18 protein-coding genes are annotated in these 19642 nt (G+C 74.3%); 9 read left to right on the top strand and 9 right to left on the bottom strand.

Features of this window, described 5'->3' with window-relative positions:
* Window positions 1-2: 2 nt before the first annotated feature.
* The 5 genes from desII to CG747_RS15735 form a co-directional block, all read right to left on the bottom strand.
* A complete protein-coding gene (gene desII, locus CG747_RS15755) occupies window positions 3-1439 on the bottom strand; it encodes a dTDP-4-amino-4,6-dideoxy-D-glucose ammonia-lyase (protein WP_219621459.1) in 1437 nt (478 codons plus the stop codon).
* 14 nt (window positions 1440-1453) lie between these two features.
* Window positions 1454-2752, bottom strand: coding sequence for an aminotransferase class I/II-fold pyridoxal phosphate-dependent enzyme (locus CG747_RS15750; protein ID WP_100602349.1), 1299 nt, complete (start codon window positions 2750-2752; stop codon window positions 1454-1456).
* A 10-nt stretch (window positions 2753-2762) separates the two neighbouring features.
* A complete protein-coding gene (locus CG747_RS15745; RefSeq protein ID WP_257980438.1) occupies window positions 2763-4322 on the bottom strand; it encodes an MFS transporter in 1560 nt (519 codons plus the stop codon).
* A 216-nt stretch (window positions 4323-4538) separates the two neighbouring features.
* Window positions 4539-5663 (bottom strand): nucleotide disphospho-sugar-binding domain-containing protein, encoded by a 1125-nt coding sequence (locus tag CG747_RS15740; RefSeq protein WP_100602347.1) that lies wholly within the window; start codon window positions 5661-5663, stop codon window positions 4539-4541.
* Window positions 5664-5702: 39 nt separating this feature from the next.
* Complete coding sequence (locus CG747_RS15735; RefSeq protein ID WP_100602346.1) at window positions 5703-6518, bottom strand: AfsR/SARP family transcriptional regulator; 816 nt, start codon at window positions 6516-6518, stop codon at window positions 5703-5705.
* Between the two features lie 358 nt (window positions 6519-6876).
* Here CG747_RS15735 and CG747_RS15730 point away from each other — a divergent pair, with 358 nt between their 5' ends.
* From CG747_RS15730 to CG747_RS15715, 4 genes are all read left to right on the top strand, one after another.
* Window positions 6877-7251, top strand: a complete 375-nt coding sequence (locus CG747_RS15730; RefSeq protein ID WP_100602345.1) for a hypothetical protein — start codon at window positions 6877-6879, stop codon at window positions 7249-7251.
* Window positions 7245-9530, top strand: coding sequence for a TOMM precursor leader peptide-binding protein (locus CG747_RS15725; protein ID WP_100602344.1), 2286 nt, complete (start codon window positions 7245-7247; stop codon window positions 9528-9530). Before CG747_RS15730 ends, CG747_RS15725 begins: the two co-directional genes overlap by 7 nt.
* Window positions 9531-9735: 205 nt before the next feature.
* The gene (locus CG747_RS15720; protein ID WP_100602343.1) at window positions 9736-11103 is read left to right on the top strand and encodes a histidine kinase; all 1368 of its coding nucleotides are present in this window, start codon (window positions 9736-9738) and stop codon (window positions 11101-11103) included.
* On the top strand, window positions 11097-11711 hold the full coding sequence (locus CG747_RS15715) for a DNA-binding response regulator (protein WP_100602342.1): 615 nt from the start codon (window positions 11097-11099) through the stop codon (window positions 11709-11711). The genes CG747_RS15720 and CG747_RS15715 overlap by 7 nt, the downstream gene beginning before the upstream one ends.
* 25 nt (window positions 11712-11736) lie before the next feature.
* Here CG747_RS15715 and CG747_RS15710 read toward each other — a convergent pair whose 3' ends face one another.
* Window positions 11737-12402, bottom strand: coding sequence for an antibiotic biosynthesis monooxygenase (locus tag CG747_RS15710; RefSeq protein ID WP_180985552.1), 666 nt, complete (start codon window positions 12400-12402; stop codon window positions 11737-11739).
* Between the two features lie 187 nt (window positions 12403-12589).
* Between CG747_RS15710 and CG747_RS15705 the strand changes: the two genes are divergently transcribed.
* The 4 genes from CG747_RS15705 (at window position 12590) to CG747_RS15690 (ending at window position 16052) form a co-directional block, all read left to right on the top strand.
* Window positions 12590-13201 carry a DUF5134 domain-containing protein gene (locus tag CG747_RS15705; RefSeq protein ID WP_100602425.1) on the top strand — a complete coding sequence of 204 codons (612 nt, stop codon included), beginning with the start codon at window positions 12590-12592 and terminating at the stop codon, window positions 13199-13201.
* A gap of 119 nt (window positions 13202-13320) precedes the next feature.
* A complete protein-coding gene (locus tag CG747_RS15700) occupies window positions 13321-14256 on the top strand; it encodes a M56 family metallopeptidase (RefSeq protein WP_100602340.1) in 936 nt (311 codons plus the stop codon).
* A gap of 24 nt (window positions 14257-14280) precedes the next feature.
* Window positions 14281-15075, top strand: coding sequence for an HAD family hydrolase (locus CG747_RS15695; protein WP_100602339.1), 795 nt, complete (start codon window positions 14281-14283; stop codon window positions 15073-15075).
* 200 nt (window positions 15076-15275) lie between these two features.
* Complete coding sequence (locus tag CG747_RS15690) at window positions 15276-16052, top strand: SDR family NAD(P)-dependent oxidoreductase (RefSeq protein WP_100602338.1); 777 nt, start codon at window positions 15276-15278, stop codon at window positions 16050-16052.
* A gap of 17 nt (window positions 16053-16069) precedes the next feature.
* Here the strand turns inward: CG747_RS15690 and CG747_RS15685 are convergent, their stop codons facing one another.
* Window positions 16070-16528 carry a hypothetical protein gene (locus CG747_RS15685; RefSeq protein ID WP_180985551.1) on the bottom strand — a complete coding sequence of 153 codons (459 nt, stop codon included), beginning with the start codon at window positions 16526-16528 and terminating at the stop codon, window positions 16070-16072.
* Between CG747_RS15685 and CG747_RS48010 the strand changes: the two genes are divergently transcribed.
* On the top strand, window positions 16523-16756 hold the full coding sequence (locus CG747_RS48010; protein WP_180985550.1) for a hypothetical protein: 234 nt from the start codon (window positions 16523-16525) through the stop codon (window positions 16754-16756). The genes CG747_RS15685 and CG747_RS48010 overlap by 6 nt on opposite strands.
* 135 nt (window positions 16757-16891) lie before the next feature.
* Here the strand turns inward: CG747_RS48010 and CG747_RS15680 are convergent, their stop codons facing one another.
* Both CG747_RS15680 and CG747_RS15675 read right to left on the bottom strand, forming a co-directional pair.
* A complete protein-coding gene (locus CG747_RS15680; protein ID WP_100602337.1) occupies window positions 16892-18577 on the bottom strand; it encodes an amidase in 1686 nt (561 codons plus the stop codon).
* A 221-nt stretch (window positions 18578-18798) separates the two neighbouring features.
* Complete coding sequence (locus CG747_RS15675; RefSeq protein ID WP_257980449.1) at window positions 18799-19521, bottom strand: TetR family transcriptional regulator; 723 nt, start codon at window positions 19519-19521, stop codon at window positions 18799-18801.
* Window positions 19522-19642: the final 121 nt, after the last annotated feature.

Genomic DNA, 19642 nt, shown 5'->3' with positions numbered 1-19642 from the left:
GGTCAGCGGCGTTCCTCGGCCGAGGCCACGGGGCCGGTGTGGTGCAGCAGTCCGCGGTGGGCGGCCCAGCCGGCGCCGGTGTCGGCCTCCAGTTGGCTGAGCCGGGCGGTCACCGCCTGGTCGAAGCCGTCCAGGAAGAACTCGTCGCCCTGGGCGGGGACGATGTGCGGGTCCTCGGCGAGGTACTTGCCGATCACCTCGCGCAGCCCGGTCTGCGGGGTGACCCGGCCGGCGATGTAGCGGTCCGCCCCGGGGAGTCCGGGGAAGCCGGCCTCCCGGTAGAGGTAGACGTCGCCGAGGACGTCCACCTGGACGGCGACCTGCGGGTGGGCGGCCGGCCGCATGGTCTGCGGGGTGATCCGCAGCAGCTTGGTCTCCTTGCCCTGGCGGAGGCTGTTGAGGGCGTAGCCGTAGTCGACGTTGAGGGTCGGGGTGCGGCGGGCGGCGTACTCCTCGAAGGCCAGCAGGGTTTCCTGGAGTTCGGCGCGCTCGGCGGGGCTGATCCGTCCGTCGGGCTCGCCGCTGTAGTCCTCGCGCAGGGTGAGGAAGTCGACCGGGCGGTCCGGGGCGGCCTCGTTGATCTCGGCGAACAGGTCGATCAGGCGGTGCAGGCGGGCGACCTGGCCGGGCAGGACGACGTAGTTGAAGCCGACGCGGAGGTCCGAGCCGCGGTCCCGTCGCATCCGGAGCAGGTTCTTGATGTTGTTCTTGACCCGCTCGTAGGCGCCCTTCTTGGTGGTGGTGGCCTGGTATTCGGCCTCGTCGGTGCCGTAGAGGGAGGTGCGCAGGGCGTGCAGGTCCCACAGGCCGGGCTGGCGCGTGAGGGCCTGCTCGGTGAGGGCGAAGGAGTTGCTGTAGCAGGAGAGTCTGAAGCCGCGTCCGGCGGCGTGGGTGATCAGTTCGCCCAGGCCGGGGTTGGTCAGCGGCTCCAGGCCGCCGGAGAGGTAGAAGCGGTAGGGGTCGTCGGTGGGGGCCTCGTCGATCAGCGCGGCGAACATCTCGTTGCCGGGCGTCACGGACCGGGCCTCGTAGCGGGCGCCGGTGACGCGGATGCAGAAGCTGCACCGGAACATGCAGGTCGGGCCGGGGTAGAGGCCGACCCGGTGCGGGAAGGCGGTGCGGCCTGCGAGGACCGCGTCGATCGCGCCGGACGCCTCCAGCGGCAGGAAGGTGTTGTCCCAGTACTTGCCGGTCGGCCCCTGGGTGACGGCCCGTCGCAACTCCGGTACGGAGTCGAAGAGTTCCAGGTGCCGGGCGAACTCCGTGCGGTCCAGGCCGAGGCGGGCGCGGGCGGTCTCCAGGTGGGTGAAGGGGTCGTCGATGTAGAACTGGGCGAGCGCGGCCAGCCGGCCGGCGGCGGCCCGTTCCCCCTCGGGCAGCCGCGCCCCGACGACCGTCTCCAGTTCCGTCGCGGCCACACGGGTCGAGTCCAGTGCCATGTCCGGTTCCTCACTCATCGGGGGTGTCCGTCGGGGGCGTGCGCCGGGGTGGCGGCCGCGCGCCGCTCGCGGACCCGGTGGGCGGTCAGCGGCCCGTGGTCCACCGCGACGCGCAGGATGTCGCAGATCACCCGGGCGTCGTCCGGGCCGAGTTGGGTCCCCGTGGGGAGGGCCAGGACCTTCGCCGCCAGGGCCTCGGTGTGCGGGAGGACCGGCACCGCGGCGTCGGGCGTGCGGTAGGGGCGCATCTGGTGGCAGCCGGGCGCGAAGTAGCGGCGGCCGATGACGCCTTCGGCGCGCAGCACCTCCAGCAGGTCGTCCGGGCCCAGGCCGCAGGCCGGGTCGGCCTCGACGATCGCGTACTGGTAGTTGTTGGTCTCCCGCTCATCGAAGCCGGCCAGCCGCAGCGCGGGGACGCCGGCCAGCCCGGCCCGGTAGGCGTGGTGCAGCATCCGGTTGTGGGCCACGGTGCGGGGCATCGCCTCCAGGGAGGTCAGGCCCATCGCGGCGGAGCTCTCGGCCATCTTGCCGTTGGTGCCCGCCCACTGGACCTCGCGGGCGTCGTCGAAGCCGAAGTTGCGCAGGCTGCGGACCCGTTCGGCCAGGGCGTCGTCGTCGGTGAGGACGGCGCCGCCCTCGAAGGCGTTGACGACCTTGGTGGCGTGGAAGCTGAAGACCTCGGCGCTGCCGAAGCCGCCGACCGGCCGGCCGGCGCTGGTGACGCCGATGGCGTGCGCCGAGTCGAACAGCAGGGTCAGTCCGCGGGCCGCGGCGAGCGACTCCAGTTCCCGCACCGGGCAGGGCCGTCCCCACAGGTGCACGCCGATGATGCCGGTGGTGCGCGGGGTGAGGACGGCTTCGACGGCGGCCGGGGAGAGGTTGCCGGTGGCCGGGTCGACGTCGCAGAAGACCGGGTCGAGGCCGAGCCAGCGGACCGCGTGCGCGGTGGCCGCGAAGGTCATCGCGGGCACGATCACCTCGCCCGTCAACTCCGCCGCGCGGATGGCGAGTTGGAGTCCGATGGTGGCGTTGTTGGTGGCCACCGCGTGCCGGACGCCGGCGACCCGGGCGACCCGTCGTTCGAACTCCCGGACCAGCGGCCCGTCGTTGCTGAGCCACCGCCGGTCCAGTGCCTCGCCGATCCGGGCGAGGAGCCGGGCGCGGTCGCCGATGGTGGGGCGGCCGACGCTCAGCTCCTCCCGGAAGGCGGCCGGCCCGCCGAATACGGCCAGGTCCGTGACGGTGCGCTTGGCCCGGCCGGCGCGCGCCGTTGCCGGTGGCCGCTCCGCGAGCCGGCCGCCTGTCGTCAGCATGTCGGCCTCCTCAGACCGCCGAGGCGGGAGCGTCCTGGGCCGGGCCGCCGAGGGTGGCGGCACCGGGTGCCTCGGCCGTACCGGGCGCCCCGGCCGTACCGGGTTGCCGTCCGATCAGCAGCCCGGCCAGCGCCCCGCCGACCAGCAGTGCCGCGGCGGCGACCAGCAGGCTCAGCGACATCCCGGAGGTGAAGGCGTGCTGCACCTGCGCCAGGACCCCGCCGTCGCCCCGGCGGTGTGCGGCGTCCAGAGCCGCCGGCAGCGAGCGGTCCGCCGCGGCGGACACCGAGGACGGCACGAGGGACACGAAGCGGCCCATCAGGATCGCGCCGAGCACCGCGACGCCGAGGCCGGTGCCGAGCTCCTGGAGGGCGCTGTTGACGCCCGACCCGGTGCCGGCCCGCTCCGGCGGGATGGCGCCCATCAACGCGTTGGCGGTGACCGGGATGGCGATGCCGAGGCCGGCGCCGATCAGGACGAGGGCCAGCAGCATCCCGGCGTAGCCGATACCGTCCGCGGCGACCCAGGCGAGGACCGCGAGCCCGACGCCCGAGACCGCGAGGCCGGCCGCCGCGGTGCGCGGCGCGCCGAGGCCCGCGATCACCTTGGGGCTGACCACGCTGCTGCACACGAACACCGAGACGGCCATCGGCGCCACCCGCAGCCCGGCCTCCAACGCGCTGTAGCCCAGCACCAGTTGGAGGTGCTGGGTGAGCAGGAAGAGCGCACCGCCCATGCCGAGCGCGGCCAGCACCCCGCCGGCCACCGCACCGCTGAACCGCGGGTCGCGGAAGAGCGCCACGTCCAGCATCGGGTAGGCCGCCTTCCGCGACCAGACGGCGAAGCCGACCGCGGCCGCCGCGCCGACCAGCGCCGACAGCAGGACCTGCGCGGAGGTCCAGCCGTACTCGGGGATGGCGGTCACCGCGTACAGCAGGCCGACGGTCGCCACGATCGACAGCAGGCCGCCGAGCAGGTCGGGCCGCTCGCCCTCCGGATCGCGGGTCTCGGGCACCAGCACCGACACCGCGATCGCCCCCAGCAGCGCGATCGGCACGTTGACCAGGAAGACCGAGCCCCACCAGAAGTTGGCCAGCAGGAAGCCGCCGACCAGCGGGCCGATGGCGATGCCCAGGGCGGCGGTGGCCGCCCAGGCGCCGAACGCCTTGGGCCGCTCGGCGTCGTCGAAGACCCGCACCAGGACGGCCAGCGAGCTGGCCATCAGGAAGGCCGCGCCGACGCCCATCACCGCACGGGAGGCGATCAGTTGCGTCGCGGTGCCGGACAGCGCCGCGCCCAGCGAGCCGGCGCCGAACAGGGCGAGGCCACCGGCCAGCGCCCGTTTGCGGCCGTAGCGGTCACCGAGGCCGCCGGCCGCGACCAGCAGCCCGGCCTGGACGAGCGAGTAGGCGTTGAGGATCCACTGGAGCTGGGTGGTGGTGGCGCCGAGCTCGGACGACATCGACGGGATGGCGACGTTGAGCACGGTGTTGTCGAGTACCGCGGTGAGTACGGAGATGCAGATGACGGCGAGAATCCACCACCGCTTCGGGTGGCGCTGATCGGCCACGATGTCCCCTCTTTCTGTCCGTGATGGTCCGACGGGTGGTCCGGGGGTCGGGTGGACCGTCCGGTGGTCCGGCGGATGGCCCGGTGGTCGGATGGACCGTCCGGTGGTCCGGCGGATGGCCCGGTGGTCGGATGGACCGTCCGGTGGTCGGGTGGACGGTCCGGTGGGTGGTGCGGCGGACGGTCCGGTGTCGGTGGGTGCGGGTGCCGGCCCGGGTCAGGCGCCGGCCAGGTCGACCAGGCGCGGGACGAGTTCGGCGGGGCTGGGCATGGCGGCGATCTCGGCGCGCACCTCGTCCGCCGCCTCGTACAGCGACCGGTCCGTGAGGAGCCGCCCGATCAGCGCGGTGTCCAGGCCGCTCGACGGCGAGACCAGGCCGACGCCGCGGCGGGCCATGGCGTTCGCGTAGATGCTGCGGTAGCCGCCGCCGGGCAGGGCGACCTGCGGGAGTCCGGTGTGCAGCGCGGTCAGGGTGCTGGCGGCGCCGCCGTGGTGGAGGGCGGCGGTGCAGGTGTCCAGCAGGGCGTTGAGCGGCAGCCAGCTCGCGGTGCGGACGTTGTCCGGCAGGGTGCCCAGGCCCTCGATCTCGGCCTCGGTGAGCGCGCAGACGAACTCCGCGTCGAACTCCGGCGCGGCCTCGATCACCTGCTGGAGCGGGCCGAGCCCGTTCGTCAGGGACGACACGGTGCCGAACGTGACGCCGATCCGGGGCCGTTCGGGCCGCCGGGTGAGCCACTCCGGCAGCACTCCGCCGCCGTTGTAGGGCACGCAGCGCATCGTCCAGCCGTCGCTGCCGGCCGCCATGCTGGGCGGGGTCACCTCGATGGTGGCGCGTCGCTCGGGCAGTCCGGTGACACCGTGCCGGTCCGCGGCGTCGGCCATGTGCTCGGCGAGCAGTTCCGGGATGCCGGTGGCGTCGGCGAAGCCGAAGCCCTGCTCGACGGCGGGGACGCCCAGCTTGGCGGCGGCGATCAGGGCGGCGCCGTTCATCTCCGAGTGCAGGATCAGATCCGGCCGGAACGCCTCGGCGGCGGCGACCGTGCCGTCGGTCAACTGCGAGCAGAGGTAGGCGAATCCGGGCACCGCGCCCTTGAGGTCGGGGATGCCCTTCTCGATCTCCCGCATCAGGTCGGGGCGCTCCTGCGCGAACTTGCCGAACAGCTCGGCCATCGTCAGATGCGGCAGGACGTCGACGACCGGGAAGCCGGCCGAACGGGCGATCAGGCCGTCCTGCGCGGCCGCGTACGCCACTTCGTGGCCGGCGGCCCGCAGGGCCCAGGCCAGACTCACGGTCGGGAAGACATGGCTGACGGCGTGGGTGCAGCAGACGAGTATCCGCATGTCGGCTCTCCGGTCGCAGGCTTCAGGTCCGCGACCACGCTAGAAACCGCGCGTCGAGGGCGACTTGAGTCCCGCCGGAAGCGCCTCCAGTCCCCGGTCCCCGGCGAGGACGGCGCGCTGTATCCGCTGGAGCCGGGCCGAGGGCTCCAGTCCCAGTTCCTCCACCAGTCCGGCGCGCAGCCGCTGGTACGCCTCCAGAGACCGCCAGGCGCTGCCGGAGCGGTAGTGCGCGATCATCAGCTGGGCGCAGAAGCTCTCGTGCATCGGGTGACGGGCCATCAGGACCCGGAGTTCCGGGACCAGTTCGGCGTGCCGGCCGAGCCGCAGGTTGGCCTCGATGCACAGTTCCTGGACGGCCAGCCGGTCCTCGTCCATCCGCAGCACTTCCAGTTCGAGGACGCTGCCGGCGCGGACGTCGACCAGTGCGGGGCCGCGCCACAGGTCGAGGGCCCGGCGCAGCACCTCGGCGGCGTCGGCGTGGTCGCCGGCCTCGAAGGCGGCCCGGCCGTGGGCGGCGAGCCGGCCGAACTCCTGGGTGTCGACCGTGCCGGGCCGGACCCGCAGCAGGTAGCCGCCGTGCTGGGTGACCAGCACGTCCTTGGCCTCCCGGGACGGATCGCCGGCCAGCGCGGCGCTGATCAGCCGGCGGAGCTGGAGGATGTACGTCTGCAGGGTGGTGGCCGCGCTGCGCGGCACTGCCTGGCCCCAGATCTCCTCCATCAGCGTCGACACGGTCACCATGCGGTCGGCGTTCAGCGCCAGCAGTGCGAGTACCTGGCGCGGTTTGCCCGCGGTCGGGACCACGCAGGCGCCGCGCTCGTGGGCCGCGAGCGGCCCCAGCAGTGTGATGTCCACTTCCAGCTCTCCCCCTTCGTCGTCCCCGGCAGCGCGGGGCTTAGCGGAGCATGCCCGGAGAGTCGCATTACCGGAGGTCGCGGGCCCAGTGAGCGGCACACGAGGGCGGGCGTGAATTTTTCATGCCGGAGAGGTGAGCCCGGCACTGTCCGCACCCGGGGGGCCTCCGCAGAATCCTTCCCCAACGGCTCCACGGCGACGGCCGCACACCGCATCCCGGATCGGCCCCGTGGCCACCGCCCCACGGCTCGCGCACGATCTGCACGGGCACCACCGCACAGCCACCGTACGTCCGGCGCGCCCGGCTCACGTGGCGCGCCCGGCGCATCCGTCTCATTCGACACAGGGGGATCCACCGATGAGCTCTACGGCCGGCTACACCTCGCAGGACTGGCGTTTCGCGGTACTGGCCGCGCGCAGCGGACTGGAAGCGGAGCTGGGCGCGCGGTTCGGCGCCGACCCGGTGGCGGTACTGGCCGAGTTCGGCCTGGCGGAGCACGCCCCGGCGGAGCTGCCGGCGCTCTGCGCGGGCCTGGTGATCGAGGACCTGGACCGGCCGGCACCGGCCGGCGCGCTGTCCGCCAGCAACGTCTGCATCACCGGCAACTTCTCCGAGTACACCGAGTACACCGAGTACAGCGAGTTTGCCGAGTACGCCGAGTTCACCGCGGACCACGGGGACGGCACCCCGCTCACCGCCGCGCTCGCCACCGCCGGGCCGGTCGCATGTTGACGGCCGCCGACGGGCCCCGGGTCGGCTTCAAGCGCCACCTGCGGACCGACATCGTCGCCGGCGAGGCCGTCTACCTCCGCTCCGAGCAGGGCGTGACGGCGCTGCGCAGCCCGCACATGGCCGAGCTGGCCCGGCTGCTCGACGGCACCCGCACCCTGCCCGACCTGCTGCGCGAGGCGTCCGCCGCGATGCCGGCGCTGGAGGCCGGCCGGGTCATCGGCCGGCTCGCCCGGTCGGGTCTGGTCGGCTACCGCGACCCGGCCGCCGAGGAGACCTGCGACGCGGCCGCCCTGGCCTACTGGGACCTGCTGGGCCTGCACGGCGACACCGCAGGCCGCGGGGTGGCCGGCACCCCCGTGGCCCTGCTGGCCCTGGGCCGGGCCGACCTCGGTGCGGCCCGCGCCGCCTGCCTCGCCTCCGGCCTGACCCTCGTCGCCCCCGGTGCCGAACAGTGCGCCGGTCTCTCCCTCGTACTGTGCGACGACTACCTGCACCCGGGCCTGCGCGGCATCGACGCCGCCCACCGGCTGGCCGGCCGCCCCTGGCTGCTGGCCAAACCGTGCGGCCCGAACCCGTGGGTGGGCCCGGTCTTCGGCGCCCCCGACGGCCCGTGCTGGTCGTGTCTGGCGCACCGATTGCGCGGCCATCGCGCCGCCGAGGCCCCCGTGCAGCGGGCGCTCGGCTGCGCGGGACCGGTCGCCGTCCCCGAGGCGTCGCTGGCGGCGGGCCGGGCGATGGCCCTGCACACCGCCACGCTGGAGGCCGCGAAGTGGCTGGCCGGGGTGCGGACCGACGGCCAGCACGCGGTGTGCGCGCTGGACACCCTGACCCTGCGCACCGACCACCACCAGGTCACCCGCCGCCCGCAGTGCCCCGACTGCGGCGACCCGGGGCTGCTCGGCGCCCGGCTGCGGCGCCCGCTCGCCCTCACCTCCCGCCCCAAGGTGGACGGCGGCGGCAACCACCGCGCGCTGCGCCCCGAGGAGGTGCTCGACCGCCACCGCCACCTCATCGGCCCGGTGACCGGCATCGTCGCCGAGAACCGGCCCGACGAGCGCACCCCCGACGGCATCAACTGCTATGTCTCCGGGCACAATCTGGCGCTCACCGGCCGCAGCCTCGCCGGGGTCCGCAGCTCGCTGCGCAGCCGGAGCGGCGGCAAGGGCGTGACCCGCGTCGAGGCCGAGGTCAGCGCGTTGTGCGAGGCGGTCGAGCGGTACAGCGGCACCCGCCAGGGCGACGAGCCGACCGTCCGCGACACCCTGACCGGCCTCGGCGCGGCCGCGCTGCACCCCAACGACTGCCAGCTCTTCGACGCCCGCCAGTTCCGGGACCGTACGCGGTGGAACGCCCGGCACTCCGCCTTCCAGCAGGTCTGCCCGCCCTTCGATCCGGACCGCCCCACGGAGTGGACGCCGGTCTGGTCGGTCACCGGTCGCACCCACCGCCTGCTGCCGACCTCGATGCTCTACTACTCCCCGCACTGCGTCGACGCTCCCCCCGATCTGCCCTGGGCCGACTCCAACGGCAACGCGGCGGGCGCCAGCCTGGAGGACGCGGTCGTCCAGGGCTTCCTGGAGCTGGTCGAACGCGACGCGGTGGCCCTGTGGTGGTACAACCGCACCCGTCAACCGGCGGTCGGCCTCGGCGCGTTCGACGAGCCCTGGATCAGCGCACTGACCGAGGTCTACGGCCGGCTGCACCGCCGCGTCTGGGTCCTGGACCTCACCTCCGACCTCGGCATCCCCGTCATGGCCGCGCTGTCCCGGCGCACCGACGGCCCGGCCGAGGAGATCGCGTTCGGTTTCGGTGCGCATTTCGACCCACGGCTGGCGCTGCGCCGGGCGCTGACCGAGATGGGCCAGCTGCTGCCCACGGTCGTGGACGCCCCCGTACCCGGCAGCACCCCGTCGGCGACCGAACGCGAGCTGCGCGCCTGGTGGTCCGGTGCCACCACCGCCGGCCAGCCCTACCTGCTGCCGGACCCGGCACAGACCCCGCGCACCCCCGGCGGGTACGGCTACACCCCGCGCCCGGACCTGCGCGACGACCTCGACGCGATCGAGGACCTGGTCCGCGCGCACGGCATGGAGCTGCTGGTCCTCGACCAGACCCGGCCCGACATCGGCCTCCCGGTGGTGAAGGTGCTGGTGCCCGGGTTGCGGCACTTCTGGGCCAGGTTCGCCCCGGGCCGGCTCTTCGACGTCCCGGCGGCACTGGGCCGGACCGACCGCCCCACCGCCTACGCGCGGTTGAACCCGGTCCCGATGTTCATCTAGCCGCGAGGTTCGGGGGGAACGCCGCCACACCGCCACACCGCCGCACCGCCACGCCCTGCGATCGGCGCTCGGGGGCAACCGAGATGGGGCACTCCGAACACATATCTGACGAACCGACATCCTCTCGTACGCCTTCAGGAGATAGATTCAGGCGACCACTCCGCCGCAGGCCGTGAAGGGGGATCCGAGGGTGGCCCGTTTACGCATGCCGACGCCCTTCGCCGGAGACGAGGACCAGGACGGGGAACCGGCCGGCGCGACCCCCGGCCGGCCGGGCCAGCGGCTGCCCGAGCGGCACATCCCGCCACCCCGCCTGGCCCGGGCCGTCACCGTCACCGTGCTGGTCGGCTACGGCGCGGTGACCCTGCTGAACGTGCTGCGCGGCCATCCCCGGCCCGGGGAGACGCTGGCCTGCCTCGCCTCGGTCGCCGCCGTCTTCACCGTTCAGTTCGTGCACTCCGCCCCGGCCTCCCGCCACTGGCCGCCCCGCCGCAAGGCGTTCACCCTGGGCCTCCAGGCGCTGTTGACCTACCTCCCCTTCCTCTGGTTCGGGATCAACTGGGGCAGTATGGCCGGACCGTTGGCAGGATCGATTCTGCTCATGTTGCCGGGGCTCCTGGGCTGGTTGCTGTACGCCCTGGTCTGCGTCAGCATGCTGACCTACTCGCTCACCCTGGGCCTGTCCGTCCTGGACGTCTGCTACTTCACCATCGCCAGCGTGCTGACGGGTCTGGTCATCTTCGGGCTGTCCCGCCTCACCGACCTCGTCCAGGAAGTGCACGCGGCCCGCAGCGAACTCGCGCACCTGGCCGTCGCCAACGAACGGCTGCGCTTCGCCCGCGACCTGCACGACCTCCTCGGCTACAGCCTCTCCGCGATCACGCTCAAGAGCGAACTGACCCACCGCCTGGTACTGGTCCGCCCCGCCCAGGCCCGCGAGGAGATCACCTCGATCCTGGAGATCTCCCGCCAGGCACTGTCGGACGTCCGCGTCGTCGCCAGCGGCTACCGCGAGATGTCCCTGGAGGCCGAAGTCGCCTCCGCGGAGTCGATGCTGGCCGCGGCGGGCATCGAGGCGGAGGTCTCGGTCGGCGGCGGCCGGCTGCACCCGGTCGTCGGCACGGTCCTGGCCACCGCCCTGCGCGAGGGCGTCACCAACATCCTCCGGCACAGCAAGGTCCAGCACTGCTGGATCACGGTGGCCTACGAGGACGACGACGCGGACCCGGCGGACACCCCGGACGTGGCCGGAACGGTCCGGTTGACGCTGGTCAACGACGGTGTCCCGGAACGGCTTTCGTCCCGCGAGGAGCTCAACGACGGCAGCGGGCTGGGCAACCTGTCCACCCGTCTCACCGAGATCGGCGGCCGCCTGGCCGCCGGCCCCGTGGACGGCGGCCGCTTCCGACTCGTCGCCACGGCCCCGCAGACGCCGCTGCGACGGCCGGATGCCGCGCACCCAGGAAAGGAAACCTCCCCGCACAATGAACAGCACCACGGACAGCAGCCCGGAGATCGGTCCGGAGCGGAATCCGGACACCTGGACGGACAGGGGGAATCGCAGCGATGTTAGAACTCAAGGTTCTGCTCGCGGAAGACGTTCACATGATCCGCGGCGCCCTCGTGGCTCTGCTCGAACTGGAGCCTGACCTCTCGGTCGTGGCCGCCGTCGACCGCGGGGACGCCATCCTCCCCGCCGCGCTGGAACACCGGCCCGACGTCGCCGTCATCGACATCGACCTGCCCGGCATCAGCGGCCTCACCGCCGCCGCCCAGCTCCACGAGGAACTGCCCGGCTGCCACACCCTGATCCTCACCAGCCTCGGCCGACCCGGCACCCTGCGCCGGGCGCTGACCGCGCGGGTCTCCGGCTTCCTCCTCAAGGACGCCCCGCCCGACCAGCTCGCCGAGGCGGTCCGCGGGGTCGCCGCCGGCCGCCGGGTGATCGATCCGCAACTCGCCCTGACCGCCTGGGACTCCCAGGAGAGCCCGCTCTCGCCGCGCGAGCTGGAGGTACTGCGGCTGGCCGCCCAGGGCGCCGACGCCGCCGAGATCGCGGGCCTGCTGTACCTCTCGAAGGGCACGGTCCGCAACTATCTGACGGCCATCGTCAGCAAGCTCAACGCCCGCAACCGGATCGACGCCATGCGGATCGCCGAGGACGCCGGCTGGATCCCCTGAGCCGCGCGGCCGGCCGGTCGGCGGATCAGCCGACCCCGCCCCCGGACTCCCGGGGCCCCGGTGCCGACACGCTGGAGACCAGCCGCGTCTCGGTGGTGCGGACTCCGGCCAGCCCCGGCAGCCACGGCTCGTGGGCGAGGTAGGTGGCGCCGTCCATCGCGGTCCGCGCCACCTCCCGATCGGTCCACCAGATCGCCTCCAGGTACCGCTCCGGCGAGACCGTGGAGCGCAGCAGCTCCACGCCGCGGATCCCCTCGACGCCGGTCAGCGCGTCCGCCCGGACCGCCAACCGCTGTTCGAACTCCTCCGGGTCGTCCACCTCGTAGTCGACCAGCACCACCACACCGTGCCCCGCCCCGCCCGCCGCCCGGCCGGCACCGCGCCGCAGCACCGCGGCCATCTTGTCGCCCTGGGTCTCCACCAGGGCGCCCAGCCGCCGCACCTGGTCCAGGAACTCCTCGTTCCGGGTCACCTTGACGAAGGCGTCGTCGTCCTCCCAGGAGTTGAGGTGCACATAGCTGCGCGGGCTGCCGGTGTGCCGGACGAGGGTCGAGGCCACGAAGCCCGCGCGGGCGCCGAGGAACTCCGCATGGCCGCGGAAGCAGCGTTCGAAGCGGTCCGTGTTCCCTTTGACGGAGAAGCGGTTGACCACCGTCAACGCCCCGTTCGGATCGTGGGCGAAGCCAGGCATCGGGCAGCCTCCCTCTGCAATTCGGGTATCCCACTCTGCCAGCGCACTCTCGATTCCCGCTTGAGTCCGGCTCTCCCGCAACCCGCGCCCTGCGCTCCCGGATTGCGCCCGTGCGCTCCCGTGTGCCACGCCGCGGCCGGGCATCCTGCCGATGCCCACCGTCCCCCCGGTCCGGGAGGTGTCCCCCGTGCACACACCGCCGCTGGTCGGCTGGCTGCTGGTACTGCTGTGTGCCGCCACCGGCGGCTACTGCCTGACCCGTGCCCGCACCGGCCCCCCGGCACAACGCGTGACGGCCCGCGGCGAGGCCCTGATGGCCCTGGGCATGGCGGTGATGGCGCTGCCGGCGTCCGCGGTGGCGCCGCCCGCGTGGGCGCCCTGGGCGTACACCGCGGTGTTCGGCGCGGCCGCGCTGTGGGGGCTGGTGCGGCGCCATCTGCACCACGCGGTGGGCGCGCTGGCGATGGTCTACATGGCGCTCGCCATGGTCGGCATGCCGGGGATGCACGACGGACACGGCATGCCGGGGGGCGGGCACCCGACGGCCGCGATGACCGGGATGACGGGCATGGCGGAGACGGCCGGGGGGCTGCACACCGCCCCGGCCGGCGTCCCGCTGCTGACCGGCCTGCTGCTCGCCTACTACACGGTCTACGTGCTCGCCGCCGGGATCCGGCTGGCCCCGGCGGGCACCGCGGCCGGCGGGTCCCGCACCGCGGGCGCCGGGCCGCCCACGGTCCTGCGGGCCTGCCAGGTGGCCATGGGGCTGGGCATGCTCGCCATGCTGCTGGCGCTCTGAGGGCCGGCCGCCGGCACGGGCCCCCCGTCCCGCGCGCCACACCCGTCCGCGGCGTGGTGTACGTCACTTCCGCCGCGGGACCGTACCAACCGGTAGCCGGCCGCTCATAGGCTGACGCCATGATGGTCCCCCTCACGCTGATGATCCTCGGCGTGCTGGCCGCGGCAACGGCGCCGCGCCTGATGGCCCGTTCGGACTGGCTCGACCGTGAGCCGGTCCTGGCCCTGTGGGTGTGGCAGTGCGTGGTGGCCGGTGTCCTGCTGTGCTGTGCGCTGGCCATGTCGCTGAGCGCGGCCGCCGCATGGGACGCGATCCGCAGCCCGGTGTTCGGCTTCGCCCCGCGGGTGGTCGTCGAGGCGTACGCGCTCAACACGTACGGGCCGTGGGCCGGTGTGCTGGCGCTGCTGCTCGCCGGTGGCGGCGCATGGACGGTGGTGGCGCTGACCCGCGAGGTGCGGGCGGCGCGGGCCCGCCGCCGGCGGCGCCGGACCGAACTGCGGCGCCGCTCGCCGCTGCTGCCCGGCGAGGACCCGCGCGGCGGCCGCCTGGTGGTCCTGGAGGGCGACCGGCCGGGGGCCTTCTGGCTCCACCACCCCTCGCCCCAACTGGTCATCACCACCGCGGCGTTGCAGCGCCTGAAGGGCCATCAGGTCGATGCGCTGATCGCCCATGAGCAGGGCCACCTCCGGGCCCGCCACGACGTCCTGCTGCACTGCGCGGCGGCGCTGGCCGGCGGCTTCCCGCAGGTCCCGGTCTTCGCCGCGTTCCGCGACCAGGTGCACCGCCTGGTCGAGATGGCCGCCGACGACGTCGCCTCGCGCCGCTTCGGCCGGCTGACCATCGCCCTGGCGCTGGTCGAACTCAACGAGGACCGCGGGGTGTTCGGGCCCTGCCCGCCCCAGCTCGCCCAGGTCCCGCAGCGGGTCGACCGGCTGCTGGCCCCGGCCGCCCGGTTCACCCCCGGCCGCCGGCTGCGGATGACCGCCTACGCCCTGCTGCTCCCCGCCGTCCCGCTCCTGGTCGCGTTCGGGCCCGGACTCTGCGCACTCCCCTGACCGGCCGCCCGGACAGCCGCCACCATGGTCACCATGACGACCACCAACGGCGCATCCGGCACTACGGCCGGCGGCGGGATCGACGGCGTGCTGTTCGACTTCTCCGGGACACTGCTGCGCATCGAGCCGACCGCATCCTGGCTCCGCGCGTCCCTCGCCGCCTTCCACGCCGCCCCCGGCACCGCGCCCTGCCCCCTCACCGAGGCCGAGATCGCCCGGCTGGCCACCGCCCTGGAGCGGGCCGGCGCCCTCCCCGGCGGCGCCACACCGGCCACGGTCCCCGACGCGTTGACCGACCTCTGGGACGTCCGGGACCGCGACGCCCACCACCACCGCGCCCTCTACACCGGCCTCGCCCGCCAAGTCCCCCTCCCGTACCCGGAGTTGTACGACCCGCCGGGCGCCGACCGGTCCCTCTACGACGTCCTCTACGAGCGCCACCGGACCCCGGACGCCTGGGTGCCCTACCCCGACGCCGCCGAGGTGCTGACCGCCCTCCACCACCGCGGTATCCGTGTCGGCGTCCTCAGCAACATCGGCTGGGACCTCCGCCCGGTCCTGCGCGCCCACGGCCTCGACCACCACCTCAGCGCCTGCGTCCTCTCCTTCGAGCACGCCCTGCAGAAGCCCGATCCACGGCTCTTCTCGCTCGCCTGCCGGGAGTTGGGGGTGGCACCGCCGCGGGTCCTGATGGTCGGCGACGACCGCACCGCCGACGGCGGCGCCACCGCCGTCGGCTGCGCCTACTTCCCGGTCGACCACCTCCCCGTCCACCGCCGCCCCGGCGGCCTGCGCCCGGTCCTGGACCTGGTCGACTGACCGACCGGGCCAGGGAACGCCGGGCCCCGGAACGCCGAGGCACGGGGAACGGGGATCGAGGAACGCGGAAACGCAGCCGCGGGGCCGCGCCGTCCGGAAGGGGTGGCGCGGCACGGCACGGTATGTGATCGTCGGGGAGCCCGCTGCTCTGCCGCGCCGCGCCGACCCGCGGCGCTCCTTCCGACCAGGAGGCCGACCCCGTGCCCACCCCGTACCTCGAAGCGCTGTTCTCGCTCACCGGCCGCCGGGCCCTGGTGACCGGGGGCAGTTCCGGGATCGGGCAGGCGATCGCCGAGGCGCTGGGCCGCGCCGGGGCCGCCGTCGTCCTGATGGCGCGCCGCCCGGACCCGTTGCGGGCCGCCGCCGAGGAGTTGCGGGCGGCGGGCTGCACGGCGGACTGGGTCGCCGCCGACCTGGGCGACCGGGCGGCGGTCCGGGCGGGCGCCGACGAGGTGGCGCACCGGTTCGGCGAGCCGGACATCCTCGTCAACGCCGCCGGGGTCAACCCCCGTCCGCCCATGGACGAGTTGAGCACCGAGGAGTGGGACCGCACGATGGCGGTCAATCTGGACGCCCCGTTCCTCCTGGGCCGGCGCTTCGGGCCCGGCATGGCGGAGCGGGGCTGGGGGCGGATCCTCCACATCGCGTCCCAGCAGTCGGTCCGGGCGTTCGGCAACAGCGGCGCCTACGGGGTGTCCAAGGCAGGACTGGCGGCCCTGACCCGCTCCCAGGCCGAGGCGTGGTCCCGGCACGGCGTGTGCGTCAACGCCCTCGCCCCGGGCTTCGTCCGCACCCCGCTGAACGCGGCGGTCTTCGCCGACCCGGTGCGCACCGAGGCGATGGCGCGCCGGACGATGGCCGGCCGCAACGGCGAGCTGGCCGACTTCGCGGGCGCCGCGGTGTTCCTGGCCGGCCCCGGGGCGGCGTACGTCACCGGCCAGACGGTGTTCGTGGACGGCGGCTTCTCGGTGACGTGAGGCCCGCCCGCCGTGCCCTAACTCCCCGCCTCCACCATGGAGTCGAGGATCCCGCCGACCGCCTCCTCGCCGATGCCCGGGTGCAGGAACGCCAGCCGGGCGACGGTCTCGCCCTCCCACACGCTGGGGGTCACGAAGGCCGTCCCGGACGCCAGCAGCCGCTTGGACCAGGCGTAGTAGTCCTCCGGCCGCCAGCCGGTGCGGCGCACCAGGACCACGGTCAGCTCCGGCTCGCGCAGCAGTTCCAGGCCGTCGGTCGCCCGCACCCGGTCGGCGGTCCAGCGGGCGATCCCGGCGCCCCGGGCGACGGCGTCGCGGTAGGCGTCGGTGCCGTGGACGGCCAGCGAGAACCACAGCGGCAGGCCGCGCGGGCGGCGGGTGAGGTGGTAGGCGTAGTCGCTGGGGTTCCACTCGCCCGGGGTGTCGCCGTCTGCGCCGTGGATGGCGTCGAGGTACGAGGCGTCCTGGGTGTGCACCGCGCGGGCCAGGTGCGGTGCGCGGTAGAGCAGCGCACCGCAGTCGAAGGGCGTTTCCAGACCGCCGGCCTGGCCGGCACCCTGGCCCCGGCCGCCACCACATGGCTCTTCACCAGCGCCGGCAACTCCTGGACCCCGGTCGCCCTCGCCTTCGCCGGCATGGCCCTGCTCAGCGCGGTCTGCCTGGTGGCCCAGGGACGGCGCGAATCCCGCGGGGCGTCCGGCTGACGCCGCCGGGCACCGCGGGTCGGCACGCAAGCCCCGGGCGCGCCCGGCCGAGGCAGGCCCCGGCCTGGCATACCGCCCCGCGGCGTCCGCCGCACCCCGCCCCGGCCGCCGCGAACCGCTGCCGGACCCGCTCCGTCAGCGCGGCGTGCCGGGGCCGCCGGCCGCGGTCCCACCGACCGTCGGCAGATACCGCGGCGCCCGCCAGGCGTGCAGGCGGTGTTCCACGGCGGCCCCCAGCGACAGGAGCGCGTCGTCCTGCCGGTTGCCGGCCATCAGGAGCAGTCCCACGGGCAGCTCGTCCACGAATCCGGCCGGCACCGACAACGACGGGTACCCGGCCACGGCCGCGGGAGTCGAGGACGGGACGACGTCGTTGTCGCCCCGTGCGCAGTCGGTCGTCCAGGCGGGCGGGTTCGTCGGCGCCGCGATGGCGTCCAGCCGGTGCGCGGCCATGGTCTCGTCGAGGGAGCGCCGGGCGAGATCCGACAACTCCGCCCGCGCGGCCCGGTACTTCGGATCGCTGGTGGACGGCGCGGCGAGGGCCCGCTCGAAGAGTTCCTGGCCGGCGAAGCAGGACCGTTCCGCCGGGTGGGTGCGGTTGAAGGCGATCAGCTCGGCGAGGTTCCGCGGCCCGTTGCGGGTGGCGAGGTAGGCGTCGATGTCCCGGTGGAACTCGCTCAGCAGCACCGGGAATTCGAGTTCGGCCAGGCGCTCCTGGTACGGGGGCGTCACCTCGACGACCTCGGCGCCCGCGGTACGCAGCCGCTCCGCGGTCCGGGTCAGCACGGCATCGACCTCCGGCCCGAGCGAGGGCAGCCGCCACAGGCCGATCCGTTTGCCACGCAGGCCACCGGAGCGCGTCAGCCCGTCCGGGAGGCCGGCGGTACCGCCGGGGCGCGCGGTGTCACGCCCGCTGAGCACCTCGAAGGTCAGCGCGGCGTCGATCACGTTGCGCGCCATGGGCCCCGCGGTGTCCTGCTCGGCGGAGATCGGCACCACACCGGCCTGGCTGACGAGGCCGAGACTGGGCTTGTGGCCGACCACCCCGTTCATCCCGGCCGGGCACACGATGGAGCCGTCGGTCTCGGTGCCGATCGCCACCTGCGCCAGCGACGCGGCGAGCGCGGCGGCCGAACCCGCGGAGGACCCGCACGGATTCCGGTCCAGTACGTAGGGGTTGTGGGTCTGCCCGCCGACCGCCGACCACCCCGAAGTCGGCCTCTCCGCACGGAAGTTCGCCCACTCGGACAGATTGGTCTTGCCGAGGATCACCGCCCCCGCGTCGCGCAGCCGGGTCACCACGGCGGCGTCGCGGCCCGGCGGGCTGCCGGCCAGCGCCAGCGACCCGGCCGTGGTGGGCAGATCGCGGGTTTCGATGTTGTCCTTGAGCAGGACGGGGATGCCGTCGAGCGGGCCGAGGGGGTCGCCGCGCCGGTGCCGGGCATCGCTGGCGGCCGCCTGGCGCAGGGCCGTCGGGTCGGTGCGCAACACGGCACGGATCGTGGGGTCGATGGCCTTGATCCGCCGCAGGTAGGCGGTGGTCAGCGCCGTCGAGGTCAGGGAACCGCGCGCCATCCGCGCCTGGAGTTCCGGAATGGTCACGGTGTCGAGGTCCACGCCGATACCGCCTTCGCGATCGTCGTAACGGCCGGCTTCGGGTGCCGGCGCCGCCGACCCGCCACCCGACGGCGCGGCTCCGCCGCTGCGGTACCCGGCGGCTTCGGCGTCGCCCGCACCCGAAGCCGGCGCGCCCGCGCACAGCGACCCCACCACCAGGGCACCGATCACCGTGGCGATACTCCGCTTCCTCCTGCTCCTCATGAAGCCCAGCGGACTACACCCCGACGCCCCTGCACAAGAGCCATTCGCGCCGCGTCCGATGGCGGGGCCCAGGCCCGCCGGGCCCCTCGGATCGCCGCCCCACGGCGGGGAACCGTGAACGTCGCCAGCATCCGACCGTCCAGACCGCCCGCGTACCGTCCCGACCGCCCGCGTACCGGCGCGGCCACGAGCCGACCCTCGCCCCGTACGAAACGGGCCCATCACAGCACGCCGGAGCCGCCTGCCCCCCTGCCATCTGCCACGGGCGCATGGCGCCGCCCCACCTCCCCCTCCACACCCTTCGCCCCCTTGCGGGAGACCGCGGTCTGGGCCATACCGGGCAGGAAGTCGGTGAACAGTTCGTGCACCTCGTGCACCAGGGGCCGCAGCACCCGGAAGCGGGCCAGCGACACCCCGCGCGCCGTCAGCCGGGCACCGCGCCCGGCCAGCCGGCGGCTGCGCTCACGCCCCTTCGAACGGTCGAAGACCCAGTACAGCACCAGCCCCATCTGGGACAGCCACATCAGCTCGGGCAGCGTCTCGGCGAGTTCGGCCGGCACCTTCGCCTTCGACCCCGCCAGCACTTCGCGGTGCACGTCGATGGCCGCCTCGCGGGCGTGCTCGGACTCGGCCGAGAAGGGGCTGAGCGGGCTCTCCGGGTCCGCGGCGTTCTTGAAGAACTGGGCCGCGAACTCGTGGTACGGCGCGGCAATGTCCAGCCACACCCGCAGCACCCCGGCCAGCCGCTCCTCCAGGTCCGTCTCCCGGTCCAGTACGTCGCGGACCGCCGCCCGGTGCTCGGCGGCGATCCGGTCGTAGAAGCCCTGGATCAGGTGCTCCTTGCTCGCGAAGTAGTAGTACGCGTTCCCGACGGAGACCCCGGCCTCCTTGGCGATGGCCCGCATCGTGGTCTTGTCGTAGCCCCGCTCCTGGAACAGCCGCATCGCCGTCTCCAGGATCAGCGTGCGGGTCTGCTCGCTCTTGGCCGATCGGGGCTGGTTCTCTGCTGGCACGGTCAGAGCCTAATCGCGCACCCCGCGGCCGCCGCGGCAGCCCTGCGGAGCC

This window comes from Streptomyces sp. CB02959 (assembly GCF_002803155.1).
Classification (GTDB): Bacteria; Actinomycetota; Actinomycetes; order Streptomycetales; family Streptomycetaceae; genus Streptomyces.
Note: the sequence above shows the minus strand (reverse complement) of the source record. Positions and strands in the feature narration are given on the sequence as shown.